This is a genomic window from Streptomyces rubellomurinus, from assembly GCF_000961885.1.
GTDB lineage: Bacteria > Actinomycetota > Actinomycetes > Streptomycetales > Streptomycetaceae > Kitasatospora > Kitasatospora rubellomurina.
This window is the reverse complement of record NZ_JZKH01000034.1, coordinates 55,637-80,200: the sequence shown is the minus strand read 5'-3', so window position 1 is coordinate 80,200 and position 24,564 is coordinate 55,637. Positions and strand designations below refer to the sequence as shown.

Sequence of the window (24,564 nt, the reverse complement as noted above, 5' to 3'; positions counted from 1 at the left end):
ACCGGACCTCGTCCGAACTGGAGCGCCAGGCCCGGGTCGCACGGACTCTCCCCACTGAAAGTGGGACGTGCTCTGGTAGCACCACTGACGCCTGACGAGAGATCATCTCCCTCGCGACATGAGGAACACTAGCAGTTCAGCAGCCGCCCACCGAAATCGAGGCGAACCCCTCATGACGACCCCCCTCCCCGAGTCCGTCCCGTACGCGGACGGGCAGTTCCTGGACGTCCACCGCCCGCCGGCCGGCACCCCGGGGCCGGTACCCGTCGTGCTGCTCTGGCACGGCAGCGGCTCCGACGAGCGCGACGTGCTGCGGCCGCTCGCCCGGGCCGCCGCCGACCTCGGGCTGCTGGTGCTCGTCCCGGACTGGCGGCCCCACCTGCCGGACGGCGGACGGGCGGACCTGCTCGCCTCGCTCGCCCACGCCCGCCGCGCCGCGGCCGAGTTCGGCGGGGACGGGGCCGGCGGGGGCGGGGAGCGCCTCGTCCTGGCCGGCTGGTCGCTCGGCGCCAAGGAGGCGGTCGGCCTCGCCACCCATCCGGACACCCCCGCCGACCTGCGCCCCGCCGCCGTGGTCGGCATCGCCGGCCGCTACGACACCCCGACCGCCACCACGGGCGAGGCCACGCTCCCCGCCCTGGCCGCACGACCCTCCCCCGTCCCGCTCCACCTGGTGCACGGCGCGGCGGACGAGGTGGTCGACGTGGCGCACGCGCGCGAGCTGCGCGCGGCCGCACCGACCGCCTCGTACCTCGAACTCCCCACCGACCACGCGGGCGTGGTGATGACCGCGTACAGCCCCGAGGCCCGCCGCTGCCTCCCCGCCACCGCCCCGGCCGCCGTCCACGCCGGCCGACGGACCGCCCTCGCCATCGCCGCGGCCGCCGGAGTGTCGTAGGGCGGCCGGTCCGGCGGTTCCCGCCGGGCGGTTCAGCTCCCGGTGACCGACTGCCGCAGGCCGTGGCCGCGTTCGAGCTCCTCCAGGTCGCGCTGGAGGGCGGGTCGGGGGACGGTGAGCACCGGGCAGGTCGCGTGCCGGACGCAGTAGGCGGCGACGGAGGGGCGCAGCAGCCGGGAGAGGCGGCCGCGTTCGTGGCCGGCGCCGAGGACGAGGAGGTCGTCGGGGCGGTCGGCGCAGCCGACCAGGGTGCGGCCGGTGTCGCCGCGGACGGCCTGGCAGCGCAGGCGGACTCCGGCGTGGTGGCCTGCGAAGGCCTCGTCCAGGGCCTGGCGGAGCCGGGCGACGGCGGCGTCGCGGCCGGCGGTGAGGGCCGGCGGGTAGGGGGTGCGGCGGTAGCCGAGCTCGTCGCCGGGCGGGGTCCAGCACAGGACGGCGAGGAGTTCGACGTCGGTGCGGCGGGCCTCGGCGGCGGCGTGGTGGAGGGCGGCGATGCTGCCGAGCGAGCCGCTGACGCCGACCACGATCCGGCTCTCCGCCGGGATCGTTCCGCTCGCCCCGCCCGCCCCGCTGTCCTTCATGGCCTGGACCGCCTCTCCGCCCGCATCGCCGAACCGTCACCCCAGCAAAGCGGCGGACGGCTGCCGGGCCGAGGCCCGTTGACACGGCCCTGACGCGGCACCGGGCGTTCCGTACGCGTCCCTGACGTACGGCCGGAGCCTCCCCGCCCCGGGCACCCCGGCGGCCCCGCCGTGCGGCCCCGGCGCCGAGGCGCGCCGGGACCGCGCGGCGGGAACGCACGCGGGAGGGGCGGATCCGGTGGGGCGTCGATCAGCAGCTCTGGTCGATCAGCGAGAACGTGGCGTAGTGGTCGCCGGTGTAGTAGTCCTCCTGGTCGCCCTGCCCGGTGATGATCCGCCGGGCGCCTCTGGTCGGAGCGCCCGGGGTGATGACGGTGTACTCGTGGTAGTAGCCGTAGGACTGGGTCGGCAGGACGTGCTCCCGGTTCTGGAACACCACGCCGTCCTGGCTGTACGGGAACGGCCCGTCAGAGGCGATCAGGTTGAGGGTGTCGTCGGCCTCCTGCGGGAGGGCGGTGAGACAGACCGTGCCGCTCACGGCGGCGTGGGCGTCGGTCGCGACGGCGACGGGCGCGAGGGTCATCATGGCGACGGCGGCGACGGCGGCGGCGCGGGTCTTCCACGCGCGTAGAGTGCGAGTCATGCCCCCAGTGTGGCGGGCCACGGTCAACTCCGGAAGCCTCCCGGCCAACAATTAACCCACGGGTAACTCCCGTGTCCGACCAGCGACTTGACCAGTACTCCGAACCCACGACGACCTCCTCCAGGGGCGTCCACGAACCGCCCGGGCGGCCCAAGGGTCGACCGGCGTCGAACTAGCGGAATCACCGCTCCCGCGCCTCCCCCGGCCCCGCCCTGTCGGCCTCCTCACACCTTCGGGCGGCTCCGGCCCCACCTCGCCCCCGCCGCATAGAGTGACGGATCGTGTCGAGCCGGAACGATCTCTGACGGAGTGTGCATGAGCACGGGTGGTACGGGCGGTCCCCGCAACACGGGCAGCAGGACCGGCAAGGGCTCGGCGCCGACCGCGGCGCCGGCCGCCGCACTGACCGCGCGCCAGCTCGTCGGCCTGCTGGTCGACCCGGACGGCTTCCGCGGCTGGGACGAGCCCCCGGCCGGCCCGCCCGCCGACACCGACTACCGCGCCGCGCTCGACCGGGCCCGCGCCCGCACCGGGCTGGACGAGGCCGTCCTCACCGGCGTCGGCCTGATCGACGGCCGGCCGGTCGCCCTCGTCGCCTCCGAGTTCGGCTTCCTCGGCGGCTCGATCGGCGTCGCGACCGCCGAACGCATCACCCGGGCCGTCGAGCGCGCCACCGCCGAACGCCTGCCGCTGCTCGCCCTGCCCGTCTCGGGCGGCACCCGGATGCAGGAGGGCTCGGCGGCCTTCCTCTGCATGCTGCGGATCACCGCCGCCGTCCAGGCGCACCGCGCGGCCGGACTCCCCTACCTCACCTACCTGCGCAACCCGACCATGGGCGGGGTCTTCGCCTCCTGGGGCACGCTCGGCCACCTGGTGTTCGCCGAGCCGGACGCCCGGCTCGGCTTCCTCGGCCCGCGCGTGTACGAGGAGCTGCGCGGCGTGGAGCTGCCGCCGGACGTCCAGCGGGCGGAGACGCTGGCCGAGCGGGGGCTGGTGGACGCCGTGGTGCCGCCGCAGGAGCTGCGCGAGCTGGTCCGCCGCACGCTCGCCGTCCTGGCCGCGGCGCCGCCCCCGCCGTCCCCTTCTCCTCTCCCCTCCCCTTCTACCGACACGGCCCCTTCTACCGACACGCTCACGACGACCGACACGGCCACCGCACCCGAGCCCACCGACGCCTGGGACTCCGTCCTCCGCACCCGCCGCCCCGACCGCCCGGGCACCCGCGAGCTGCTGCGCCACACCGCCGAGGAGCTGGTGCTGCTGGACGCCCCCGGCGGGCGCGGCGGCGCGCTGGTCCGGGCACTCGCCGTGCTCGGCGGCCGGCCCGTCCTGGTCGTCGGCCAGCAACGGCGCACCCCCGAGCACGAGCGGCCGTTCACCGCCGCCGACCTGCGGGCCGTCCGCCGCACCGCGCGGCTGGCCGAACAGCTGGGCCTGCCGCTGGTCACGGTGGTGGACACCGCCGGGGCCGAGCTCTCCGCCGACGCCGAGCGGGACGGCATCGCGGTGGAGATCGCGTACTGCCTGACCACCCTGCTCGCGCTGCGCACGCCCGTCCTCGCCGTCCTGCTCGGCCAGGGATCCGGCGGCGGCGCGCTGGCGCTCCTCCCGGCGGACCGGGTGATCGCCGCCGGGCACGCCTGGCTGGCGCCGCTCCCGCCCGAGGGCGCGTCCGCGATCGTCCACCGGGACGGCGCGCACGCCCCCGAGCTGGCCCGCTCCCAGGGCATCGGCGCCGGGCACCTGGCCGAGGTGGGGCTGGTGGACGAGGTGGTGCCGGAGCTGCCGGACGCCGCCGAGGAGCCGGCGGCGTTCTGCGCGCGGCTGGGCCGGGCGGTCGGCACGGCGCTCGGCGCGCTGGCGGCGACGCCGGAGGCGCGGCGGCTGGCGGAGCGGGCCGTCCGGCACCGGCGGCTCGGCGACCCGCGCTGAGCCCGCGCCGCCCACGGGGTGGCCCCGGTCGCACCAACGGTGTGGCGCCGGTCTCAACCGGGACCGAGATCGTCAGTACGCAAAGTGCCGCCGCCGGGTCGGGCGCGTGACGGCCGCGGGCGCCAAACGGTGAGTGCGCTCACACCCCGACCGCATCCACGACGCCCGATAGTGGTCGCCGGCGCGCCCGCGCCCGACCGACCGAAGCGGGGCCAGGCAGCCCGGGAGCAGCCTCGACCGGCCCGCGCCACCCGCCTTCGAATCGACGGCGCCCACCCCCCGTACGACGCCGCGTCGTAACGAGGGGGTCTTGGCGACGGCCGATCCCGTCTGGCAACAATTGCCCAGTCGTCAGCCGCACCGGCACCTGTCCCGCCGGTGAACGGCTTGCTGCCGAGTCACGCCCCGCGACCGTATCGGCCCCTGTCCGGCCACGGTCCCGGGCGGGGCGTGACCCGGCCCAACCTGATTGAGGTCTTGTTCTACATGCCCACTCTCAAGCTCCGTATGCGCACTTCCGCCGCGATTCTCGCCGGCGCCGCCGCTCTGACCGGCCTCGGTGCGGCCGTCCTGCCCGCCACCGCCGCGAACGCCGCGACCCCGCAGACCGTCGCCGCGCAGATCGTCCCGGCGAACCAGCTGGCCTCGTTCAACCAGATCATCAGCCACGAGTCCGGCTGGAACGTGACCGCGACCAACCCGAGCTCGGGCGCGTACGGCCTGGCCCAGGCGCTGCCGGGCTCCAAGATGGCCTCCGCCGGCTCGGACTGGCAGACCAACCCGGCCACCCAGATCAAGTGGGCGCTGGACTACATGAACTCCCGCTACGGCAGCCCGAACGCCGCCTGGAACTTCTGGCAGGCCAACCACTGGTACTAAGCCGCCCCCACCGCACCGGCGCACCTGACCACTCCCCCCTCACCCCGGGGGCCGGACAGGGACTCCCGAGGTGACCCGACCGGGCCCGGCCCCACGCGCGATCCGCGCGGGGCCGGGCCCGGTCGCGTTCTCCCGCCGCCTCCCGGGAACCGCGCGGCGGCGCACACCGTCCCCGCTCCTGAACGACCAGGGGGAACGATGTCCGCACGCACCATCGGCCGGCTCGACCAGAACCGGAGACCGGACCTTACGGCACCCGCCGCGCACTGGTGGTGGCGCCTGCTCACCATCGGCACGCTGGCGGCGGGCCTCGTCCTGGGCGTGTTCGCCCTGGTGACGGTCCACCAGACCATCCCCTTCGCCCTGGAGTGCGACCCGCCGGGCCCCGGGCCGAACGATCCCGGGCCGGATCCGGACTTCCTGACCCCGCTGGTGAAGGCCCTCGGCTACCTCTCCAGTTACCTCGCCGCCTTCGCGGCCGGCCTCTGGGCGCCGCACTCCCTGCTCCGCGGCCGCCCCCGCTGGGTGCGCGCCGTGGCCGGCCTCCTGCTGGCGCCGCTCGCCCTGGGCGCCCTGGGCACCGCCGACCTGCTGTTCAACGTGGCCCCGGCGCACGGCCTGCACCTGCTCCTGCCGCCCACCCACGGCGTGTGGCTGACCCCCGGGATTTGCCCTCCGCCGCTCGCGCCCTGACCACCCGGCCGCGCTCGGCGGCGCGCGGCGCGCCCGGGGCCCGCCGACTGCGGGCGGCACGCCGCCCAACCGGCCAGGGTGGGCTCAGAGTTCGCCGGTGAGGCCGAGCAGTTCGCGCATCCGCGCGTACTTGGCGACGAGCCGTTCGGCGGTGGCCGGGGGCAGGGTGGCGAGGCGGTCCGGGTCGGAGTTGTGGGCCAGGTCGGCCCGCTTGACCAGCAGGGCGCCGGGGGTGGCGAGGATCCGCGCGGCGTACTCCTCGACCGGTTCGTCGGGGCGGCGGGTGAGCGCGTCCACGATCGCCTTGGTCTCCTCGGGCAGTGCCGCCCCGGCCAGCCACTCGCGGCTCAACCGGTCGTCCTCGACGGTGTCGTGCAGCCAGCCCGCCGCGATCTGCGCCTCGCTGCCGCCGCGTGCGGCCGTCCCGCCCGCGACCGCCGCGATGTGCTCGGCGTACGGATGCCCGTTCTTGTCCACCTGCCCCTGGTGGGCGCGGCGCGCGACGGTCTCGACCTCGGACAGGCTCAGGTAGCGGTCATCCTCCATCCGCCCATCCTAGGGGCCGTCTTCGACGCCCGGCCGAGGGCGGATCCCGGGCGGGTCCCAGCGCGGGTCCGAGCGCGGACGCCCGGGCGGGCACCCGGGGCGCCGGTCGGTCCTCGGACGGCCACTGGTTTACTGCCCCGGGCGGGCGATCCCCGCCTGCACCATCCGCACCACCGGCACCACCGGCACCACCGCGGCCGCCCACCCCGCCCGGCCGTCCCCTCCGAGCGATCCGAGGAACCATGCCTTCCCTGCACCCGCTGCTCTCCGGCTTCGCCCCGATCTGGGCGCTCACCGGAGTCGGCTACCTGGTCGGCCGCAGCAGACTGCTCGGGGCGCAGGCGGAGGCGGTGCTGACCAAGTTCGTCTTCCACGTGGCGATGCCGGCCGCGCTGTTCCTGATGATCTCCCGCACCCCGCTGGATCGTTTCGCCAACCCCTCCATGCTCGCCTTCGCCGCCGGCACCGCCGCCGCGACCGGCCTCGGGCTGCTCGCCGGGCGCTTGCTGTTCCGCCGCAAAGGCGGCGAACTCGCGATCGGCGCCATGGCCTCCGGGTACGTCAACTCGGCCAACCTCGGCATACCCGTGGCGATGCAGGTCGTGGGCGACGCCTCCTTCGTCGCGCCGGTGGTGCTGTTCCAGATCCTGCTGGTCACCCCCGCCGTGCTGGCGGTGCTGGACAGCGGCGCGGCCGGCCGCCGGGCGCTGGTCACCCTGCCGCTGCGCAACCCGATCCTGCTGGCCACCGCGCTCGGGGCGGTGGCCTCGGCGACCGGCCTGCACCTGCCCGCCGAACTGAACCACTCGGCCGAACTCCTCGGCGGCGCCGGCGTGCCGACCGCCCTGGTCGCCCTCGGCATGTCGCTGCACAACCGCCCGCCGGCCGAAGGCCGTTCGCGGCTCGCCGAGACCGGGTTCATCGTCGCGGTCAAGACCCTCGTCCAGCCGCTGGCCGCGCTCGCCGTCGCCGGTCCGCTGCTGCACCTGTCCACGCACCAGCTGCTCACCGTGGTGCTCTTCTCCGCGCTGCCCACCGCGCAGAACGTGTACACCTACGCGCGCGAGTACGGGCAGGCCACCGGGCTCGCCCGGGACGCGGTGCTCTGGTCGACGCTGGTGTCGATGGCCACGCTGTCGGTGATCAGCTGGTCCCTCGGGCCGTCCTGACCCCCGGCGACGCCGAGGCCACCGCGCCCGTCACCGCCCCCGTCACCGCCCCCGTCACCGCCTCCGTCACCGTCTCCAGGAAGCGCCGGACGGTCGCCAGTTCGGCCGGCTCGAACTCCCCCATCGCCGCGACCAGTTCGCCGATCAGCCCGCCGAAGAAGCCCTCCCCCAGCTCCATCGCCCGCTGCTCCACCACCAGGTGCACCCGCCGCCGGTCCCGCGGGTCGCGTTCGCGGCGGATCAGCCCGAGCCGCTCCAGCCGGTCCACCAGGCCGGTGGTGCCCGCCGAGTTGAGCCGCAGCGCCTCCCCGAGCCGGCCGGGGGTGACCACCCGGCCGGCCCGGGCGGCGTCCAGCAGGTGGATCAGCGCCCGCAGGTCGGTCGGGTGCAGTTTGTTCCGCGACGCGAACTCGGCGCCGAACAGGTCGAGTTCGACGGTCAGCGCGCGCAGCAGGTGGACCAGCCGCAGCGGCTCCGCCGACGTCGCCGTCTCCGCTGTTTCCGTCTCCGCCGACTCCGTCTTCGCCGACTCCGCCGGCAGTGGGGTCTCGGACACCCTCTTCTCCGTCCCGGGCACGCATGTGCCACTATTCTCTCGCTGAGCGAGATACTTGTTCTGCGAGTGACCCCATCATGCCCTGATGCCCGCCGCGGAGGCACACCCATGTCCGGCACACCCGTTCGCCCGCCCTCCCAGCGCACCGCCGCCTTCCTCGCCGCCTACGACGCCCTGCTCGCCCGCTGGCCCGTCCCCGTCGAGGCGGTCACCGTCCGCACCGCCCACGGCACCACCCGGATCAACGCCTGCGGCCCGCGCGACGGCCGCCCGCTCGTCCTCCTGCACGGCGGCGGCGCCACCTCCACGACGTGGTTCGCCAACGCCGCCGCCTGGGCCGGAGCCGGCCACCGCGTCCTCGCCGTCGACCTCATCGGCGACCCGGGGCGCAGCGTCCACGACGGCGCCCCGCTCGGCGGCGTCCCCGGCCTGCTCGGCTGGCTGGACGCCGTGCTCGACGCCCTCGGCGCCACCGAGGCCGACCTCTGCGGCCACTCCTACGGCGCCTGGATCGCCCTGGAGTACGCGCTCCACGCGCCCGCCCGGGTCGGCCGGCTCGCCCTGCTCGACCCCACCCAGTGCTTCGCCGGCTTCCGCCCCGGCTACCTCCTGCACGCCCTCCCGCTCTTCCTCCCCCGCCGCACCCCGGCCCGGGCCCGCCGCTACCTCGACTGGGAGTCCGGCGGCAGCGGGCACCTGGACCCGGACTGGCGCGAGCTCTACGCCCTCGGCTACGCCGACTTCCCCGCCTCCCGGGTCGTCACCGGCCCCCGTCCCGCACCCGCCCGCCTCCGCACCCTCGTGCACCCCGTCCTCACCCTCCTCGCCGAGCACAGCCACACCCACGACGCCCGGCGCGTCGCGGCCGCCGCCCGCTCCGCGCTGGCGACCGCCACCGTCGCCGTCGTCCCGGACACCACCCACCACAACCTGCCGATGACGGGCGCGGCCCGGGTCAACGAGCAGGTGGCCGCCTTCCTCGCCGACTCCGCCCGCACCTGACACCGGCCGGGGGTCCGGTACCGTGGCCTGCTGCGCCGGCGGCAGTGATCGACGGCACTGATCGACGGAGAGGCGGAGGACGGATGACCCTGGAGGCGGGCTGGCGCGTCAGGCTGGCCGAGGACCTCGGGATCGGCGAGGCGCTCGCCGGGGAACCCGCGGGCGTCGTCGGGTTCCTCTCGCTCGCGGCCGGGATCGAGGGCACCGTCGAGCGCGTGGACGGCGAACTCCCCGAGAGCCACGAGGTCCGCGAGTACCAGCGCCTCAAGGCGCTGCTCGACGACTACGGGCACACCATGCCGGCGGCCAGCCGCCAGCGGCTGGAGACGGAGATCGCCGCGCTGGAGCCGCAGTGGGCCGCCCACCGGGAGGCGGGCGAGCGGGTGACGGTCCGGGTCCGGCTGGACAACGGCCTCGTCCTCGACGGGGCCCACCAGGACATCCTCACCCCGCTGTGACGCAGGGCGTCCGCCGGTCGGCTACGGCCCGGCCGGGGCACTGTCGCGCCCGGCCCGGACCGCGGCGCCGAGTCGCCAGGACTCGATGTCGCGGTACCGGATCGGGCCGGGCCCACGGCCGATGTTGCTGCCGACCAGGTGGAGCCGCTCGGCCTGCCACGCCCGCCCCACGAACCCGCTGAGCCCGGCCGCCGCCTGCGGCACGCTGGTGGCATCGTCGCGCCGGGCCCGCGCCAGCGTCAGATGGGGCCGCAGCGGGCGGTCCCGGAAGGCGATCCCGCAGGACCGGACCAGCTCCCGCACGTCCTCGGCGAGCAGGTGCAGCCCCTCCAGGTCCCCGTCGATCCCGCTCCACAGCAGCCGCTCGTCGAACTGGCCGCCGCCCCGCAGGGCCAGCCGCGGGGCGGGATGCGAGGCCGCCAGGCCGGCCAGCGCCGACCGCAGCAACGGCACCGCCGTGGACGGCAGTTCGCCGAGGAACGCCAGGGTGATGTGCCAGTCCTCGATCCGGTTCCACCGCAGCCGCGGGTACCCGGCGTACGCGGGCCGCAGGGCCCGGGCCAGCTCGTCCTTGGCATCGTCGGGCGGAGCCAGCGCCACGAAGACGCGCAGGGTCGAGGGCTCAGGGTGATCGTCCACAAGGGATGTCTAACACCCCCGCCACCGCCCGCCAACCGGCACCCCCCACGCCCCACCGCCCGTCGCCCGTCGCCCACCGCCCGTCGCCCGTCGCCCGTCGCCCGTCGCCCGTCGCCCGTCGCCCGTCGCCCGGAGGCGTACGACCTGACCTTCTCCTCCGCCTGCCCCGGGTTCATCGACGGCTCGTCGCCCCCGCAGCCGGAAACAGCGAGGAGAGCGGTGGGAACCGGGCACGCCATGACCGCTCGTACCGTGAGCCCCGGTCGGGCGGACCGGTTGGACCGGGCGGGCCGTGGAGCTCGAACGGATCGGATCATCCGCACCGTCCTCCCGGCCGTCACCGGGGCGGCATGCCGACGCCGGCGGAACGGAGCCCGGCCTCGGTGAGCGCGGTCAGCCGGGCCGCCACGGGGGCGCGGTCCTCGCGGTGGTGGTTGATCAGCTGGTACTGGGCCGAGGCCCTGGCCCAGGCCTGGCGGGTGGCGTGGTCTCCCAGCAGGGCGGGGTTGGCGAGGTAGCGGTCGGCCATGGCGGTCGCGAGTTCCTCGATCCGCGGGTCGTCCGGCTCCCAGCTCTGGGCCTCCCAGCCGCGCTTGGCCAGGTCGACGTACTCGCGGTCGTCCAGACCGTGTTCGAGCTGGGTCAGGAAGCCGTCGAAGGCCTCCGGGACCAGCGCCCGGGCCAGCACCAGGGCCTCGCGCTGCGCGGCCACGTAGGCGGGGTCGAAGCCGAGGCCGGGCATCCGGTCCAGCACGGCGCAAGCGCGGTCGGGCAGCAGGGCCCGGTCGCCGTCGGCGAGCCGGTGCAGGGTGTCGCGGCGGGCGACCAACTCGTCGATGCGTTCGGTGAGCTGGCGCCCGACGTCGGCGAGCGCGGCGTCGAACCGCGCGGCGTCGGCGTCGAGCATCGGCCCGATCCCGGCCAGCGGCACGCCCGCGGCGGCCAGCGTCCGCACCTGCACCAGCCGCAGCAACTCGTCGGAGCCGTAGCGCCGGTAGCCGGAGCCGTCCCGTTCCGGCTCCATCACCAGGCCGAGCTTGTGGTAGTGCCGCACCGTCTTCACCGTGACGCCGACGAACGCCGCCGCCTGCCCGATCGTGACTCCGTTCGTGACCCCGTTCGTCATCGGGCCAGCTTGCCGCAGAACACCGCGTCGACCAAACGCTGTTGGGCGGCCTGGAAGGCCGGTGCGATCGACAGGTCGGCGTCGTCCACCCAGGTCAGCCCGGCGGTGAGGGTCCGGCTGCCGTCCGCCGCGCCGTACATCAGCGCCGCCGAGCCCATGGTGGCGCCGTTGTGGTGGTAGACGGTGCCGCCCGCCGTCTCCTGGGCGAACACCCCCAGGCCGTAGCCGACGGTCTCCTCCGGGGTGCGCATCTCGGCCAGCAGGGCCTCCGGCAGGAGCTGGCCGGCCATCAGGGCGGAGAAGTAGGTGTGCAGGTCGCGGGTGGTCGAGATCATGTCGCCGCCGGCTCCGACCCAGGACGGGTTCTGCCGGGTGACGTCGACCGTCCGCTGCCGCCCGGCGTCCTCGTAGCGGTAGTAGCCGTGGTTGTGCGGCTCCGGGATCTCCGGCGAGGCGCCCGGGGCCACGGTGCCGGTCAGCCCCAGCGGCTCCAGCACCAGCCGCCGCAGCTCCTCGGCGAACGGACGGCCGGTGGCCCGCTCGACCACCAGCCGGGCCAGCACGTAGTTGGTGTTCGCGTAGCTCCAGCCCGCGCCCGGCTCGAACCGGGCCGGGCGGGACAGCGACAGCCGCACCAGGTCCTCGGGCGGGTAGGTCCGGAACCGGTTGTCCACCCACTCCTTGCCCTGCCAGGGGACGCCCAACACGATCGTCCCGTCCTCGTAGAGCTCGCCGGTGTGGTTGAAGATCCCGCTGGTGTGCTGCAGCAGCATCCGCACGGTGATCCGCCGGTCGAGACCGAACTCGGGCAGGTGGTCGGCGACCCGGTCGTCCAGGCCGATCCGGCCCTCGGCCACCAGCAGGAGCACCGTGGTGGCGACGAAGCTCTTGGTGCTGCTGCCGATGCGGACGTGCCCGTCCGTCAACGGCGCGGCGCTCCCGCCCAGTTCCCGCACACCGGCGCTGCCGACCCACGCGCCCCGCTCGTCGTTCACCCGGAGCTGGACGCCGAGGAAGCCGGACCCGACCAGCTCCTCGATCGCCGCCTGCAGCTCCGGACGGTCCTGCGGACGGTCGGAAAGGTTGGTGGACATGCTGTCTCCTCACATCGATGGCCCGCGCCCTGGTCGGCGTCGCGCCGTTGCGAGGAGCCTCCACCCTGACCCGAGGTCAACCTCAACCGTGATCCGGCTCACAGCCGCCTTCCGCCGCACGAACGTGGTCGATCGCCGATCGGGCGACGATCATGGAGCGGGTGGACGAAGAGATGACCGCGAAGGCCCTGACGATCCTGCGGGCGGCCGGAGCCGAGACGATCGAACACCCCGGCGGAACGCTGCTGGCCCACCTGCGGCGCGTCGGCGAGCTGCTCGCCTCCTGGGGCGCCCGCCCGGCGCTGGTGTCGGCCGGGCTGTGCCACGCGTTCTACGGGACCGACGGGTTCCCGGTCGCGCTGCTGGACCTCGGACGCCGGGCGGAACTGGTCGAGGCGATCGGCGCCGAGGCCGAAGCGCTCGTCCACTTCTACGCCTCCTGCGACCGGGCATCCTCCTACCGCGAACTGGCCGACGAGCGGGGCACGTTCGTCGACCGGTTCACCGGCGCCCCGGTGTTTCCGGACCTCGGGGCCCGTCGCGACTTCGCCGAACTCACCGCCGCCAACGAACTGGACATCGCCGCGGTCAGCCCGGAGGCCCGCGCCCGCTACGGCGCCGACCTCCTCGACCTCTTCACCCGGTGGCGGCCGCTGCTGTCCGAACCGGCCTGGGCGCACTGCCTCGGCGTGCTGGGGCAGCCCGGCCGGGAGAGCTGACGAACCGCCCGTCTGCCGCGCCGGTGGCGTCCCGGCGGGGCGGGGCAGGAGCCGTAGCCTGGCCGGATGAGCGGAGCCAAGGCGAGGGGCGGGGCGCGGGCCAGCGCCGAGCACGTGATGGCCCCGGCCGTACTGTTCGCGATCCCGGTCCTCAAGCTCGCCTGGACGCTCGGCGGGGGCGACGCCGCGCGGGACGCCCTGTCGGCCATGGGGCCGGCCAACTGGGTCGACGTCGTCATCGGCATGTTCCTCGCCGAACCGGTGCTCGCCGCCGTCCTGGCGGCCGTGGCCTGCCACCTCACCTACGCCTACCGGGCCGCCCACGGGGGCGCCGCCCGCCACCGGGAGCGCGCCCTGATCACGACGGCGGCCGCCGCGTCGATCGTCCCGCTCGCGGCCGGAGTGGTGGTCGGAGCCTTCAACGGCCTGTGGTGGGGCGTGGCTTCGGGCGCGCTCGGCTACCTGCTGCGGCTCGGCGTCGTCGCCGAGTACCGGACGGGCGCCCGCTCCGCCGACACCGGTCACCGCACCGGCCGCCCCGCCACCTCGTTCCGTCCCCGGGCGGCCGAGGCCGTCCGCGTCGCCGCCCTGCTGCTCGCCCTGGTCGTCCTGCCCGCCCTCGCCGTCTCGGCCGCGCTGAACGGCCGCTCCTGGACGAGCGTCCTGAGCTGCGACGTCAACACCGGCACCGGGCCGCAGCGCGCCCGCGTCGTCGAACTCGACCGCTCCGCCCCGGGCGTGGTCGGCTGGGACCTCGCCGCCCGCGAGGTGGTCAGCGGCACCAACTGCGCCGTCGAAGCCGACGACGTCATCCGCCCGCCCTGGTGGCGCAGCTAGGGCTTGTCCGACACCTTCCGCCCGGGTCCGCCCGGGCCCGCCCGGCCCGAAGACCCCGGGCGGGCCCGCGCCGGCCTACGGCACCATGCCGGGCACGGACCGGCTGCACACGCTCACCTGGCAGTACGTCACCGGGCTCGTCCCCTCCGAGGAGCCGCCGATGGCGGCAGCCGGGCTGCTCGCGGCGGGCCTGGACTCGCCCGCGCTCCGCCGCCTCGCCGGGCGCCTCGTCGCCGGCGAGCTGACTCCCCGCGCCCTCGCGGCCGAGGGCTGGCGGGGTGCCACCCCGACCGCGGCCCGCGCCGACGCCGAACGCGGCCTCCTCGACGCGGTGGACGCCGGGTACCGCCTCGCCCACCTGACGGAGACGCGGCCGTAGGAGGTCCCGGGGTGGGAGGCGGCGGTGCGCTCGGCCGCCGTCCGGCCGGCACCCGGCCTCCCGGCCGACACCCGGCTCCGGCCGACCGTCAACGACCGGCCGGCCAACCCCTGGAGCTGACCGGCGGCGGGTGGCGGCGCGTCCGCGCGGCCGTTCAGTAGATCAGGTAGCCCGGGCGGTGCCCTTCGTCGTCGATCTCCCCGGTGGCCTGGGCCCGCAGCTTGCGGGACAGCTCCTCCAGGGCGCGGGAGGCCGCGACCTCCTCGCCGATCCTCGCGAGCGGGCGGTCGTCGGCGCTCTTCACGGACTCCCCGTGTGCGCTCAGGCCGGGCGCCCGAGCTCCGGTGAGTCGGGCGTCGCACGCCGTGTGCACGCCGTCCTCCTCGAAACTCAGCTCCACTTCCCATTGGTTGTGCATGCCATACCTCCTGGCGCCGGCCCCCGTCGCGGCTGTCGGGGCCGGCACGGGCGGTGGCCCGTGGCGGCCGCTCACACCAGCGTGCGCCCGCCCCGCCCGTAGCGGCAAGCGCGGCCGCGCCCGCCGCTACGGGCCCCGCGGTCAGCCGTTCGCGCGGCCCGGCCGACGCCCCGGCGGTACGCTGACGGAGGCGCGCCGCGACCGCCGACCGACCCCGGCGCGGACCCACGGGCGCGGCGCCGGCAGCGACAACCTGGCGGTCCCACCGTGGCGGTCTTCCTCCTCGCGATCGGCGCGGCCTGCTGTCTGGGGCTCGGCTTCGTCCTCCAGCAGCACGCGGCGCAGCGGGCTCCCCGTGCCGACCTGCTGCGGTGGCGGCTGCTGCTCGACCTGATGCGGATGCCCGAGTGGCTGCTCGGCACCGGCTTCATGGTGAGCGGGCTGATCCTCTCCGCGCTCGCCCTCAACAAGGGCGAGGTCTCCCTCGTCGAGCCGCTGCTGACCACCAACCTGCTGTTCGCCATGGCGCTCTCCCGGGTGCTGACCAAACAGAGCCTCGGCCGTTCCGGCTGGGCCGGCGTGCTGCTGCTCGGGCTCGGTGTGACGGCGTTCATCGTGGCCGGGCAGCCCACCGGGGGCGGGGCGCCCGCCGGGGAACTGCGGCACTGGCTGGTGGTCGGCATCGTGGTCGGGCTGACCCTGCTGCTGGTCTCGCTCGCCCGCCGGCTGCCGCTGTTGGAGGAGGCCACCCTGCTGGCGCTCGCCGCCGGGCTGCTCTACGGCCTGCAGGACGCCCTCACCCGCACCACCACCCAACGCCTGGACCACCAGGGGCTGGACGCGGTGCTGCGCAGCTGGCAGCCGTACGCGGTGGTGGCGGCGGGCGTGGTCGGGCTGCTGCTGGTGCAGAGCGCCTTCGAGGTGGCGCCGCTGCGGATGTCCCTGCCCGCGCTGACCGCCGCCCAGCCGCTGTCCGGGATCGCCTGCGCGGTGGGCTTCCTCGGCGACCGGCTGCGGGTCACTCCGGGCGCGCTGGCCTGGCAGTCGGCCGGGTTACTGGCGATCGTGATCGGGGTGATCGTGATCGGCCGCCACCCCGCGATGCCGGGCAGTGTCTACGACACCCTGGAGAGCATCGGCGCACCGCCCGAGCAGGGCCCGGACGGCGCCGACGAGGACGAGGACGAGGACGAGGACGAGGGCGCGGGTGGGGACGAGGGCGAAGGCCCGGGCGGGGGCACCGGCCCCGACCGACCTGGCGACCCCAACCCTCCTCGGGACGAGGGAGGTTAGCCGGCCCGATGTGCTGGAGCGCGCAGGCGGATGCCGTGGCCGGCGGGGTGGTCGCGGGCCTCGGCGTGCTGTGCCTGGTCCGCGCCCGCCGGGCCGGTCGGCCGCAGCGTCTGCCGCTCGCCGCGCTCCCGCTGGTCCTGGGCGCGCACCAGCTGATCGAGGCGCTGGTCTGGCTCGGTGCGGACGGCGAGGCGCCCGGCGCCCTCACCCAGGCGGCCCGGACGGCCTGGGCGGTGATCGCCCTGCCCCTGCTGCCCGTACTCGTGCCCGCCGGGGTGTGGTGCGCGGCCACCGAGCCCGGGCATCCGGCCGGCCCGGGCCACCGCCGGGCGCTGGCCGCACTGACCCTGCTCGGCGCGGCAGTCGCCGTTCCGCTCGCGGTGGCCGTCGCCGCCCACCCGGTGACGGCCACCGTGCACGGCCGCACCCTCGGCTACGGCATCGGCGTCCCGCACCCGACCGTCCTGCTCGCCGGCTATCTCCTCGCCACCGTCGGCTCCTTCCTGTTCAGCGGTGACCGCTCGCTCCGCCTCCTCGGCCTGCTCACCGGGGTCGGCGCCGTCCTGTGCGCCCTGCTCTGGCACCTCGCCTTCATCTCCACCTGGTGCGCCCTCGCGGCCGCCGCCAGCCTGCTGCTCCTGCGCTGGGCCGGGCTCGCGCCCGCGCCCCGGCCGGCGCCCGACGTCCGCTGACTCGGTCACGAGCCCGCCGGAACCGCCGGGACCGCCGCCCCCTGCGCCGCAGCCACCGGCTCCGCATCGGACTCCGCGACGGTGCCCTTGCCGCCCCGCTGTCCGTCCATCTCCCGCCACTCCCGCCGCAGCCCGGCCACAGTGGTGGTGACGAAGTAGGCCGCGCCGCCCGCGACCAGGGCGGGTATCAGCCCGGTCATGGCGACGACCGCACCGGCGACCAGCCCGCCGAGCGGGATGCCCGCCCAGGCCAGCGAGTCGCTGAGGGCGTGGACCCGGCCCAGCAGGTGGCGGGGCACCCGCTCGAAGAGCACCGCGCCGAGGATCGGGTTGAGGAAGCCGGAGCCGAAGCCACCGATCGCGAAGACCGTCAGCACCACCCCCATCGGCGCGCCCGAGGCGAGCACCAGGAAGCGCGGCGCTCCGGCCACCAGGAAGCCGACCAGGAACACCGTCCGGCGGGGCAGCCGGTGCGCCACGGCGGCCGCTATCAGGCTGCCGACGACGGCCGCGACACCCATCGCGCTGCCGATCAGGCCGATGGCGCCCGGGCCGTTCCCGGACTCCCGGGCCCACACCGGCACGAGCACCGTCGAGAACCCGGCGTCGAGCAGATTGGTGATGCCGACCATCACGATCACCGTGAGCAGCAACGGCTCGGCCCGCAGGAAGCCGAAGCCCGCGCCGAGCATCCGCCAGTAACCGCCCTGCTCGCCGCCGGAGTCGGGCTCGCCCTCCCCGGGCGCGGTCGGAACGGCCGTGCGCCCCATGCCGCGTGGCAGGGCGAAGGCGATGATCAGCGAACCCAGCGCGAAGGTGGCCGCGTTGAGCGCCAGGCCGGACAGCGGGCCCACCAGCGCGACCAGGCCGCCGCCGACCGCCGGGCCGATCGTGGAGGCCAACCGTTCGGTGACACCGGACAGCCCGGTGGCCCGTTCGAGCGGGACCCGCGCGTAGTCGGCGGCCTCCGGGACCATGACGGACTTCGCCAAGTCCCCCGGGCCGCGCATCGCCCCGATCACCGCGACCATCGCCAGCAGCAGCCAGAACGGCAGCAGCCCCTGGGCGTGCAGCAGCGGGACCAGCCCGGCCGCGACGGCGCTCACCGCGTCGGTCGTCCAGGACACCACGCGCGGCCCGAGGCGGTCGACCAGCGGCCCGGTTAACGCCTTGACCAGCACGTACGGCGTCATCTCCGCGAAGGCGACCAGGCCGGTCATGGTCGCGCTGCCGGTGGTGGCCAGGACGAACCAGGGCAGGGCGATCGCCGAGACCCGCGTCCCGGTCAGGGAGACGGCCGTGGCGGCCAGCACGCCGACCAGCGGCCGGAGGCTTCGCCCCGCCCGGTCGGCGGGTACTGCGGTGGTGCCGGTCATCGGTCCCCCTCGGTGTCGGCGTCGGTGTCGGTGGTCGGGTCGGCGTCGGCGGCGTCGTCGGCGTCGCCGACAGCCGGATCGGGGAACACGTGCACGATGACGGAGACCTGCTCGGCGCCCGCCGGGACCGGCCCCTCCGCCCCCTCCCGGCGGTAGCGCTTGATCACCGCGGACAGCTCCGCCCCCAGCTGCTCCGCCTCCGCCGGCGTGAGGCGCAGCACCAGGTCGTTGAAGTCCACGGCCTTGCGCCACTCCCGGGGCATGGTCTCGAAGGCGTCGAGCGTGCGCTGGCCGGTCAGGGTGTGCGCGGCCAGGACGGAGCGCAGGAAGCCGACCGCCGTCTCGGTCTCCTCGTCCGCCAGGTCGTCGCCCGTCCAGACGGTCATCATGCGGACCGAACGCCACCAGCGCTCACGGGCGTTGCCCCGCTCCGCGTCCTCCTCCACGAAGCCCGCGGCGGCGAGCTGGCGCAGGTGGTAGCTGGTGGCTCCGGAGTTGAGCCCCAGCTGCTCGGCGAGCCTGGTCGCGGTGGACGGCCCGTGCTTGCGCAGCAGGCCGACCAGCTGCATGCGCACGGGGTGCGCCATCGCCTTCATGCCCTTGGCGGTGAGGACGACGTGCGGATCGTCGCTGTGCTTCCAACCCTGGTCTTCGGTCATGGCAGGAGCGTAGGACCGCACAGAGTTCTTTGCAAAGGGTTTTTTGCGAAAAACTTCGTGCGGTCGGCACGCGCGAGACGAATCGGCAGGCGCGAAACGCATCGGCCCGCGCGAAACGAAGAAGAGACGCGCCCCGGCGTCACTCCTGCGCGACGGCCAGCAGCAGCACCACCGTCAGCCCGCCGCCCGGCGTCGGCTCCACCGCGATCCATCCGCCGGCCGCCAGCACCAGGCTGTGCAGCGCCGGCCCCACCGGCCCGCCCGGCCGCACCCGGGCGAGCAGCCACTCCCGCGCCTCCGGCGGCTCGTACCAGCCCCGGTCCGAGATCCGGACCTCCACCCGGCCCCGGTCCCACGCCGCCGCCCCGGAGCCCGGCCCGCCCGCCGCTTCGGCCCGGACGGACACCCGGGCGCCCAGCGGGCTGCGCCGGATCGCGTGGTCGACCAGCCCGGCGACCGCGGCCTCCAGCCGCCGGGCGTCCCCGGCCACCACCGGCAGCCCGGGCGCCACCCGCACCGTCACGTTCGCCGACCGGCCGCCGCCGCGCACCACCCGGCGCAGCACGTCGGCCACCTGGACGTGCCGGGACAGCGGCCCGCAGCCGGCCTGCCGACCGGTCCAGCGCAGCCGCTCCAGTTCCGGCCGGGACAGCGCCCGCGGCCCGGCCACCGCCCCCGGCCGCACCAGCCCGAGGCCCTCGACCGCCGCCGCGCCGTCGTCCGGCTCACCCGCCCGGCCGCCGCCGGCGCCGCCCGTCCCACCGAGCGTCCCACCGAGCGCGCCGCCGATCCCGCCGCCGAGCGCGCCGAGTACCCGGGCCCCCGACGCCACGTAGCCCCAGAGCTTCCCGCGTGCCATCGTCCTGCCCTGCCCCTCGTGCCTCACCACCGGCCGTCACCCGGCCGCCACCCGGCCGTCTCGCCCGACCGCAGCCACCGCAGCCCACCGCGACCGACCGCGCCGCGCCGCTGCTCCGGCCCTCCCGCCAGCCTGCGCCTCCCCCGCCCGGGTGACAATCCGGCTCCCGGTCGCCGTCTCCGCACCACCCCCGCCGCTCGGCCGGTCGGACACCCCCCGACCGGCGGGTACGCGGCCGCCGCCGGGCCCGATCCCGGACGACCGCAGGACGGGGCAGCGGGCCGGGACAGCGGGCCGGGGCAGCCCGGAACCACCGCACGAGGGGCCACCGCCCCCGCCCCGACCCACAGGCGAGGGCCGTCCCCCGCCCCTAAGCTGACCTCATGCCCCGGCTCAACGACCAGGTCAGGGAACTGCTCCAGGAGTACGCCGACCTGATCAACATCACCGGCGGGGACGCCTTCCGGGCCCGCGCCTACGAGAAGGCGGCCCGGGCGGTCGGCGAGTACCCGGAGGACGTCGCGGGCCTCGACGCCAAGGGCCTCCAGCAGATCCCCGGCGTCGGGAAGTCCACCGCCGAGAAGGTCGCCGAGTTCCTCGCCACCGGCCGCATCCCCGCGCTGGAGGAGCTGCGCGCGAAGATCCCGTCCGGTGTGCGGGAGATGACGGCCGTCCCCGGTGTCGGCCCGAAGCGCGCCCTCGCCCTGCACCGGGACCTCGGGATCTCCTCCGTCGACGAGCTCGCCGAGGCGATCCGCGCCGACAAGCTGTCCGGCCTGGCCGGCTTCGGCGAGCGCAGCGGCGAGAAGATCCTGCACGGCATCGAGCTGCTGCGGCAGTCCGGCGGCCGCACGCTGCTGGACGCCGCGACCGAGCTGGCCGAGCAGCTGGTCGCCGCGTTGTCGGCCGTCCCGGGCTGCACCCGGTGCGCGTACGCGGGTTCGCTGCGCCGGATGCGCGAGACGGTGGGCGACGTCGACGTGCTGGCGACCGCCGAGGACTCCGCGCCGCTGATGGCCGCGCTCACCGAACTCCCGTACGTGGCCGAGGTGATCGGGAGCGGCCCGACGAAGACGTCGATCCGCACCGACCAGGGCGTGCAGGTGGACCTGCGGGTGGTCCCGGAGGAGGACTGGGGCGCGGCGCTGGTCTACTTCACGGGGTCGAAGGCGCACAACATCAAGCTGCGCACGATGGCCGTCCGGGCCGGGCTGAAGCTGTCCGAGTACGGGCTGTTCGAGGTGGACGGCGGCGCCAAGGTGGTGTCGGCGACCGAGGACGAGGTGTACGCGGCGCTCGGCCTGCCGTGGATCCCGCCGACGCTGCGCGAGGACCGGGGCGAGATCGAGGCCGCGCTGAACGACGAACTCCCGGTGCTGGTCCAGGAGTCGGACCTGCGCGGCGACCTGCACACGCACACCGACCTGACCGACGGCCTGGCCACCCTCACCGAGATGGTCGACACCGCGGCCGCCCGCGGCTACTCCTACTACGCCGTCACCGACCACGCGCCGGACCTGGTGATGCAGCGGATGACCGACGAGAAGATGCTCGCCCAGCGCGAGCAGCTGCGCGAACTGGCCGGTCGGCACAAGAAGTTGCGCCTGCTGCACGGCACCGAGCTGAACATCGGCCCGGACGGCGGCGTGGACTGGCCGCCCGAGTTCCTGGCCGGCTTCGACGTCTGCGTGGCCTCGGTGCACTCGCACTTCAACCTCGACCGCGCCGCGCAGACCCGCCGCCTGATCCGCGCCTGCGAGAACCCGTACGTGCACGTCATCGGCCACCTCACCACCCGCCGGATCGGCCGGCGCGGGCCGATCGACGTCGATCTGGACGCGGTGTTCGCGGCCGCCGCCCGCACCGGCACCGCGATCGAGGTCAACAGCTCCCCGCAGCGGCTCGACCTGCGCGACGAGGACGTCCTGCGGGCGAAGCGGCACGGCGTCCGCTTCACCATCGACAGCGACGCCCACGCCACCGGCCAACTCGCCTACCCGCGCTACGGGATCGGCACGGCGCAGCGCGGCTGGCTGACCGCCGAGGACGTGGTCAACACCTGGACGTGGCAGAGGCTGAAGCACTTCCTGCGCAAGGACGCGCTGCACTGACCCCTGGCGGGCGCCCCCACCCCGGTTCCCCGCTTGTCACCGGTCAGCGGCACACTGCACGCATGAGCACCGATCCACCTGCCGACCGAAGGACCCTCGATCCGACCTGGGTCGAGTCCATGGGCGGTCCGCTGATCGTCGTCCCGGTGTCCGCCCTGCAGCACTGGGGCGGCTGCACCGAGGACGGCATGATCATCAGTGACGGCGACCAGCCCGACGACTACGACCGGGCCTGCGAGGTCGAGGAGCTGGCCGAGGTGATCGGCCTGCGCGACCGCGGCGACGTCTCCGCGCTGGTGCTGGGCGACGGGCCCGCCACCACCTGCTACCTGCCGGAGCAGCGGGCCTTCGTGCGCCGGCTCGCCGCCGCCTCCGACGCCGAGTTGCTCGCCGTCACCGAGGCGGCGCTGAACGACCCGGCGACGCCGTGGGAGGAGTGCGGCCTCTGGGAGACCGACGGACCGGCGGTCCTCATGGACTCCGTCGAGGCCGGCGAGCACCTCGGCGTGCCCTACCCGGACGGCAGCGGCGAGCCGGACCAGGCCCCCGTCGACCTGCCCGCGGGACGCTGGAGGGTCCGCGCGTTCCAGAAGACCGGCGACTCCCCCTGGATCAGCGCGGTCCAGCTCCTCCCGCACCTCGACGGCCGGTCCACGACGGCTCCGTGACTCGAACACCCGACGCGCGCCCACACCCCCGGAGGAACGGTCACGGGACGCCGGGACGGTCCGGAGCCGGCCCCCGAGCCGCCCAACGGGCGCTCACGACCGGTACGCGGCGTCGTGATACCCGCGCAGCCGGGGGCTACGGATCGCGGGCAACCCGACCAGGGTGTCCCTGAAGGCCCCGTCGTGGGGTTCCGAGCCGCAGTCGTCGATCCGGGTCGCCACGGCTCTGCCGCACCCCGTGCAGGCGAGATTGGGCCCGGCTCGGCCGTCCACGCCCTGGCAGTAGCCGTCGCACTTCTCCAGGATCAAAGTCATCGACCGGCGGTCGCCCGCCGCGGTCCGCCCCTGTCGACGCGCGTTCCGCCGGCGCGCGTTCAGCCGCAGGACGCCCCGGGGGAGGCCAGGACCCGGGCCGCGCTGCGGTGGCCGAGGGCGACCGCCGAGCGCAGATCCCCCGCCCCAGCTGCCAGGTACCCCGCCAGGAACCCGGCGGCGAACGCGTCCCCGGCTCCCGTGAGGTCGCGCACCTCGGCCACCGGCGGCACCGGTACCGTGAACGGCGCCGCGCCGGGCGCGTCGACCGTGGTCGGCTCCGCGCCCGCCTTGGTGACGACCGTGGTGGCCGGGAGCCGGGCCCGCTCGGGGCCGGGCCGGCCGGCCGCCAGGAGGCCGAGGTAGTCGGCCTCGGAGCGGTTGGCGAACAGGAAGGTGGGCGCCAACTCGCCCAGCAGGTCGAGGAAGCGCTCCCGCCCGTAGTGCTCCAGCATGCCGGTGGAGGAGGCGTCCACCGAGGTGGTGCCGCCGGCCCGGCGGACGCGGGCGAGGGCGTCGAGCGCGGTGGCGCCGACCGGATCGCCGTCGAAGGAGTAGGCGGGCACGTGCAGGTGGGCGAGGCCGGCCAGCCAGTCGTCCGGGACGCGTTCCAGGAGCTTGGCGGCGCCCCGGTCGGGCAGCATGGTGCGTTCGCCGGCCTGGTCGATCAGCACCACGATGCTGCCGGTGCGGCCGCGCCGCTGGACCCGTACGTCCACGCCGTGGCCCCGGAGTTCGGCGACGACGGCGTCCCCGGCCGGGTCCGGTCCGACGCAGCCGAGGAAGCGCGCCGGGTGGGCCCCGGCGGCGAAGCAGGCGACGTTGGCCGCGCTGCCGCCGCGGCGGCGGAAGACCTGGGCGCAGGAGTCGGTGCCGTGCCGCAGCGGGCCGTCGACCCAGACCACGACGTCCTCGACGAGGTCGCCGAGCACCCCGAGCACGGTCAGGACCCTGAGGTGGCAGCGGCGGCCAGCGCGGTGGCGATCTCGCCGCCGAGGCGGACGTTGCCCCGGTAGACCTCGACGTTGACCTCCAGGCTGCGGCCGCCGGTGTCGCGCTGGATGAAGTCGAGCAGGAAGGGGGTGGAGGCGTTGCCGGTGACGCCCTGGCGCTCGGCCTCGGCCCAGGCGCGGGCCAGGATGCCGTCGAGTTCCTCCGGCGGCAACTGCTTGGCCGGGTCGACCGGGTTGGCGATCAGGACGGCCTGCGGCAGTCCGAGCCGGTCGCGGGCGTCGATGACCCCGGCGGCCTCGGCCGGCGACTCGACGGCGAAGTTGATCTCGTGGCCGGAGTCGGTGACGTAGAAGCCGGGGTACTTGCGGGTGCGGTAGCCGATGACCGGGATGTTGTAGGTCTCGAAGCGCTCCAGGGTCGCCCGGATGTCGAGGATCGACTTCACGCCGGCGCTGATCACGGTGACGGGCACGGCGGCCAGCACGGTCATGTCGGCGGACTCGTCGAAGCTCTCGGAGGCGCCGAAGTGGACGCCGCCCAGGCCGCCGGTGGAGAACACCCGGATGCCCGCGCGGTGGGCGAGGAAGGCGGTGGCGGCGACGGTGGTGCCGCCGTGCCGGCCGAGCGCGGCGACCACCGGCAGGTCGCGCAGGCTGACCTTGTCCAGGCCGTCCGTCGCGGACAGTTCGGTGATCTGCTCGGTGCTCAGGCCGACCGTGGGCACGCCCGCGTGCACGCCGATGGTCGCCGGGACGACGCCGGCGTCCCGCAGCTGCCGCTCCGCCTCCAGCGCGACGGCCAGGTTGCGCGGGCGCGGCAGGCCGTGGGTGAAGATCGTCGACTCCAGGGCGACCACGGGCCGGCCTTCGGCGACGGCCCGCGCGACCTCCTCGGAGACGCGGACGGCCTGCGCGGGAGCGGCGGCGGACGGGCTGTCGGGCAGTGCGGTCATGGGTGCGTGCTCTTTCCTCGGATGCCACTGCGGCGGGGCAACGTGGGCTTCAGCGTAAGGACGGTTCGTATCGGGATCCAGAATCAGTAACGGGCGTTCCCATAGGCTTTCCCCTATCG

General features: G+C 75.5%; 27 protein-coding genes. 14 read left to right on the top strand and 13 right to left on the bottom strand.

Annotation, left to right across the window (positions count from 1 at the left end):
• The first annotated feature begins 172 nt into the window (after positions 1-172).
• Positions 173-898, top strand: a complete 726-nt coding sequence (locus VM95_RS18285) for an alpha/beta hydrolase family protein (protein ID WP_045698035.1) — start codon at positions 173-175, stop codon at positions 896-898.
• 32 nt (positions 899-930) lie between these two features.
• On the opposite strand, the gene VM95_RS18280 is transcribed toward VM95_RS18285, so the two are convergent.
• Positions 931-1,479 (bottom strand): universal stress protein, encoded by a 549-nt coding sequence (locus VM95_RS18280; RefSeq protein ID WP_045698033.1) that lies wholly within the window; start codon positions 1,477-1,479, stop codon positions 931-933.
• A gap of 250 nt (positions 1,480-1,729) precedes the next feature.
• Positions 1,730-2,122: a ribonuclease gene (locus VM95_RS18275; protein ID WP_045698030.1), complete on the bottom strand. Its 393-nt coding sequence runs from the start codon at positions 2,120-2,122 to the stop codon at positions 1,730-1,732.
• A 315-nt stretch (positions 2,123-2,437) separates the two neighbouring features.
• Between VM95_RS18275 and VM95_RS18270 the strand changes: the two genes are divergently transcribed.
• The 3 genes from VM95_RS18270 (at position 2,438) to VM95_RS18260 (ending at position 5,626) form a co-directional block, all read left to right on the top strand.
• Entirely contained in the window at positions 2,438-4,054 is a 1,617-nt protein-coding gene (locus tag VM95_RS18270; RefSeq protein ID WP_167352936.1) for a carboxyl transferase domain-containing protein, read from the top strand.
• A gap of 507 nt (positions 4,055-4,561) precedes the next feature.
• A complete protein-coding gene (locus VM95_RS18265) occupies positions 4,562-4,933 on the top strand; it encodes an aggregation-promoting factor C-terminal-like domain-containing protein (RefSeq protein WP_244178831.1) in 372 nt (123 codons plus the stop codon).
• 198 nt (positions 4,934-5,131) lie between these two features.
• Positions 5,132-5,626 (top strand): hypothetical protein, encoded by a 495-nt coding sequence (locus tag VM95_RS18260; RefSeq protein WP_045698026.1) that lies wholly within the window; start codon positions 5,132-5,134, stop codon positions 5,624-5,626.
• A gap of 84 nt (positions 5,627-5,710) precedes the next feature.
• On the opposite strand, the gene VM95_RS18255 is transcribed toward VM95_RS18260, so the two are convergent.
• Positions 5,711-6,172, bottom strand: coding sequence for an HD domain-containing protein (locus VM95_RS18255; protein WP_045698024.1), 462 nt, complete (start codon positions 6,170-6,172; stop codon positions 5,711-5,713).
• A 242-nt stretch (positions 6,173-6,414) separates the two neighbouring features.
• On the opposite strand from VM95_RS18255, the gene VM95_RS18250 reads away from it, so the two are divergent.
• Positions 6,415-7,341, top strand: a complete 927-nt coding sequence (locus VM95_RS18250; protein ID WP_045698022.1) for an AEC family transporter — start codon at positions 6,415-6,417, stop codon at positions 7,339-7,341.
• Here the strand turns inward: VM95_RS18250 and VM95_RS18245 are convergent.
• Entirely contained in the window at positions 7,316-7,810 is a 495-nt protein-coding gene (locus tag VM95_RS18245) for a MarR family transcriptional regulator (protein WP_045698060.1), read from the bottom strand. The genes VM95_RS18250 and VM95_RS18245 overlap by 26 nt on opposite strands.
• Positions 7,811-8,005: 195 nt before the next feature.
• On the opposite strand from VM95_RS18245, the gene VM95_RS18240 reads away from it, so the two are divergent.
• Both VM95_RS18240 and VM95_RS18235 read left to right on the top strand, forming a co-directional pair.
• Entirely contained in the window at positions 8,006-8,899 is an 894-nt protein-coding gene (locus VM95_RS18240; protein ID WP_045698020.1) for an alpha/beta hydrolase, read from the top strand.
• Between the two features lie 83 nt (positions 8,900-8,982).
• Positions 8,983-9,357, top strand: a complete 375-nt coding sequence (locus tag VM95_RS18235; RefSeq protein WP_045698018.1) for a hypothetical protein — start codon at positions 8,983-8,985, stop codon at positions 9,355-9,357.
• 21 nt (positions 9,358-9,378) lie between these two features.
• Here VM95_RS18235 and thpR read toward each other — a convergent pair whose 3' ends face one another.
• The 3 genes from thpR to VM95_RS18220 all read right to left on the bottom strand — a co-directional run bounded on the left by thpR (position 9,379) and on the right by VM95_RS18220 (position 12,216).
• Positions 9,379-9,996, bottom strand: a complete 618-nt coding sequence (gene thpR, locus VM95_RS18230) for an RNA 2',3'-cyclic phosphodiesterase (protein ID WP_045698016.1) — start codon at positions 9,994-9,996, stop codon at positions 9,379-9,381.
• Between the two features lie 337 nt (positions 9,997-10,333).
• Positions 10,334-11,122 (bottom strand): MerR family transcriptional regulator, encoded by a 789-nt coding sequence (locus VM95_RS18225; RefSeq protein ID WP_045698014.1) that lies wholly within the window; start codon positions 11,120-11,122, stop codon positions 10,334-10,336.
• Entirely contained in the window at positions 11,119-12,216 is a 1,098-nt protein-coding gene (locus tag VM95_RS18220; protein WP_045698012.1) for a serine hydrolase domain-containing protein, read from the bottom strand. Before VM95_RS18220 ends, VM95_RS18225 begins: the two co-directional genes overlap by 4 nt.
• 173 nt (positions 12,217-12,389) lie before the next feature.
• On the opposite strand from VM95_RS18220, the gene VM95_RS18215 reads away from it, so the two are divergent.
• The 3 genes from VM95_RS18215 to VM95_RS18205 all read left to right on the top strand — a co-directional run bounded on the left by VM95_RS18215 (position 12,390) and on the right by VM95_RS18205 (position 14,151).
• The gene (locus VM95_RS18215) at positions 12,390-12,935 is read left to right on the top strand and encodes a DUF6817 domain-containing protein (RefSeq protein ID WP_107073002.1); all 546 of its coding nucleotides are present in this window, start codon (positions 12,390-12,392) and stop codon (positions 12,933-12,935) included.
• Between the two features lie 66 nt (positions 12,936-13,001).
• Complete coding sequence (locus VM95_RS18210; protein WP_045698010.1) at positions 13,002-13,772, top strand: hypothetical protein; 771 nt, start codon at positions 13,002-13,004, stop codon at positions 13,770-13,772.
• Positions 13,773-13,857: 85 nt separating this feature from the next.
• Entirely contained in the window at positions 13,858-14,151 is a 294-nt protein-coding gene (locus tag VM95_RS18205; RefSeq protein ID WP_045698007.1) for a hypothetical protein, read from the top strand.
• Positions 14,152-14,305: 154 nt separating this feature from the next.
• On the opposite strand, the gene VM95_RS18200 is transcribed toward VM95_RS18205, so the two are convergent.
• Positions 14,306-14,569 carry a dsRBD fold-containing protein gene (locus VM95_RS18200; RefSeq protein WP_045698004.1) on the bottom strand — a complete coding sequence of 88 codons (264 nt, stop codon included), beginning with the start codon at positions 14,567-14,569 and terminating at the stop codon, positions 14,306-14,308.
• A gap of 267 nt (positions 14,570-14,836) precedes the next feature.
• Here VM95_RS18200 and VM95_RS18195 point away from each other — a divergent pair, with 267 nt between their 5' ends.
• Both VM95_RS18195 and VM95_RS18190 read left to right on the top strand, forming a co-directional pair.
• Positions 14,837-15,862 (top strand): DMT family transporter, encoded by a 1,026-nt coding sequence (locus tag VM95_RS18195; RefSeq protein WP_167352935.1) that lies wholly within the window; start codon positions 14,837-14,839, stop codon positions 15,860-15,862.
• Positions 15,863-15,870: 8 nt separating this feature from the next.
• Positions 15,871-16,554: a DUF6629 family protein gene (locus VM95_RS18190; protein ID WP_045698002.1), complete on the top strand. Its 684-nt coding sequence runs from the start codon at positions 15,871-15,873 to the stop codon at positions 16,552-16,554.
• A gap of 5 nt (positions 16,555-16,559) precedes the next feature.
• Here VM95_RS18190 and VM95_RS18185 read toward each other — a convergent pair whose 3' ends face one another.
• From VM95_RS18185 to VM95_RS18175, 3 genes are all read right to left on the bottom strand, one after another.
• Entirely contained in the window at positions 16,560-17,930 is a 1,371-nt protein-coding gene (locus VM95_RS18185; protein ID WP_045698000.1) for an MFS transporter, read from the bottom strand.
• Complete coding sequence (locus VM95_RS18180; protein ID WP_045697998.1) at positions 17,927-18,589, bottom strand: winged helix-turn-helix domain-containing protein; 663 nt, start codon at positions 18,587-18,589, stop codon at positions 17,927-17,929. The genes VM95_RS18185 and VM95_RS18180 overlap by 4 nt, the downstream gene beginning before the upstream one ends.
• Before the next feature lie 139 nt (positions 18,590-18,728).
• A complete protein-coding gene (locus VM95_RS18175; RefSeq protein ID WP_045697996.1) occupies positions 18,729-19,448 on the bottom strand; it encodes a sensor histidine kinase in 720 nt (239 codons plus the stop codon).
• A 383-nt stretch (positions 19,449-19,831) separates the two neighbouring features.
• On the opposite strand from VM95_RS18175, the gene polX reads away from it, so the two are divergent.
• Together polX and VM95_RS18165 are read left to right on the top strand one after the other, a co-directional pair.
• Positions 19,832-21,559, top strand: coding sequence for a DNA polymerase/3'-5' exonuclease PolX (gene polX, locus VM95_RS18170; RefSeq protein ID WP_045697994.1), 1,728 nt, complete (start codon positions 19,832-19,834; stop codon positions 21,557-21,559).
• A gap of 62 nt (positions 21,560-21,621) precedes the next feature.
• Entirely contained in the window at positions 21,622-22,227 is a 606-nt protein-coding gene (locus tag VM95_RS18165; protein ID WP_045697992.1) for an Imm21 family immunity protein, read from the top strand.
• A 374-nt stretch (positions 22,228-22,601) separates the two neighbouring features.
• Here VM95_RS18165 and VM95_RS18155 read toward each other — a convergent pair whose 3' ends face one another.
• Together VM95_RS18155 and VM95_RS18150 are read right to left on the bottom strand one after the other, a co-directional pair.
• Complete coding sequence (locus VM95_RS18155) at positions 22,602-23,480, bottom strand: carbohydrate kinase family protein (RefSeq protein ID WP_045697989.1); 879 nt, start codon at positions 23,478-23,480, stop codon at positions 22,602-22,604.
• A 2-nt stretch (positions 23,481-23,482) separates the two neighbouring features.
• The gene (locus VM95_RS18150) at positions 23,483-24,445 is read right to left on the bottom strand and encodes a pseudouridine-5'-phosphate glycosidase (protein WP_045697988.1); all 963 of its coding nucleotides are present in this window, start codon (positions 24,443-24,445) and stop codon (positions 23,483-23,485) included.
• Positions 24,446-24,564 lie beyond the last annotated feature (119 nt).

Coding starts and splice junctions, on each gene's coding strand:
- VM95_RS18285 (WP_045698035.1), top strand. CDS start 173: ATGACGACCCCCCTCCCCGAGTCCGTCCCGTACGCGGACGGGCAGTTC.
- VM95_RS18280 (WP_045698033.1), bottom strand. CDS start 1,479: ATGAAGGACAGCGGGGCGGGCGGGGCGAGCGGAACGATCCCGGCGGAG.
- VM95_RS18275 (WP_045698030.1), bottom strand. CDS start 2,122: ATGACTCGCACTCTACGCGCGTGGAAGACCCGCGCCGCCGCCGTCGCC.
- VM95_RS18270 (WP_167352936.1), top strand. CDS start 2,438: ATGAGCACGGGTGGTACGGGCGGTCCCCGCAACACGGGCAGCAGGACC.
- VM95_RS18265 (WP_244178831.1), top strand. CDS start 4,562: ATGCGCACTTCCGCCGCGATTCTCGCCGGCGCCGCCGCTCTGACCGGC.
- VM95_RS18260 (WP_045698026.1), top strand. CDS start 5,132: ATGTCCGCACGCACCATCGGCCGGCTCGACCAGAACCGGAGACCGGAC.
- VM95_RS18255 (WP_045698024.1), bottom strand. CDS start 6,172: ATGGAGGATGACCGCTACCTGAGCCTGTCCGAGGTCGAGACCGTCGCG.
- VM95_RS18250 (WP_045698022.1), top strand. CDS start 6,415: ATGCCTTCCCTGCACCCGCTGCTCTCCGGCTTCGCCCCGATCTGGGCG.
- VM95_RS18240 (WP_045698020.1), top strand. CDS start 8,006: ATGTCCGGCACACCCGTTCGCCCGCCCTCCCAGCGCACCGCCGCCTTC.
- VM95_RS18235 (WP_045698018.1), top strand. CDS start 8,983: ATGACCCTGGAGGCGGGCTGGCGCGTCAGGCTGGCCGAGGACCTCGGG.
- VM95_RS18225 (WP_045698014.1), bottom strand. CDS start 11,122: ATGACGAACGGGGTCACGAACGGAGTCACGATCGGGCAGGCGGCGGCG.
- VM95_RS18220 (WP_045698012.1), bottom strand. CDS start 12,216: ATGTCCACCAACCTTTCCGACCGTCCGCAGGACCGTCCGGAGCTGCAG.
- VM95_RS18215 (WP_107073002.1), top strand. CDS start 12,390: ATGACCGCGAAGGCCCTGACGATCCTGCGGGCGGCCGGAGCCGAGACG.
- VM95_RS18210 (WP_045698010.1), top strand. CDS start 13,002: ATGAGCGGAGCCAAGGCGAGGGGCGGGGCGCGGGCCAGCGCCGAGCAC.
- VM95_RS18205 (WP_045698007.1), top strand. CDS start 13,858: ATGCCGGGCACGGACCGGCTGCACACGCTCACCTGGCAGTACGTCACC.
- VM95_RS18200 (WP_045698004.1), bottom strand. CDS start 14,569: ATGCACAACCAATGGGAAGTGGAGCTGAGTTTCGAGGAGGACGGCGTG.
- VM95_RS18190 (WP_045698002.1), top strand. CDS start 15,871: ATGTGCTGGAGCGCGCAGGCGGATGCCGTGGCCGGCGGGGTGGTCGCG.
- VM95_RS18185 (WP_045698000.1), bottom strand. CDS start 17,930: ATGACCGGCACCACCGCAGTACCCGCCGACCGGGCGGGGCGAAGCCTC.
- VM95_RS18180 (WP_045697998.1), bottom strand. CDS start 18,589: ATGACCGAAGACCAGGGTTGGAAGCACAGCGACGATCCGCACGTCGTC.
- VM95_RS18175 (WP_045697996.1), bottom strand. CDS start 19,448: ATGGCACGCGGGAAGCTCTGGGGCTACGTGGCGTCGGGGGCCCGGGTA.
- polX (WP_045697994.1), top strand. CDS start 19,832: ATGCCCCGGCTCAACGACCAGGTCAGGGAACTGCTCCAGGAGTACGCC.
- VM95_RS18165 (WP_045697992.1), top strand. CDS start 21,622: ATGAGCACCGATCCACCTGCCGACCGAAGGACCCTCGATCCGACCTGG.
- VM95_RS18150 (WP_045697988.1), bottom strand. CDS start 24,445: ATGACCGCACTGCCCGACAGCCCGTCCGCCGCCGCTCCCGCGCAGGCC.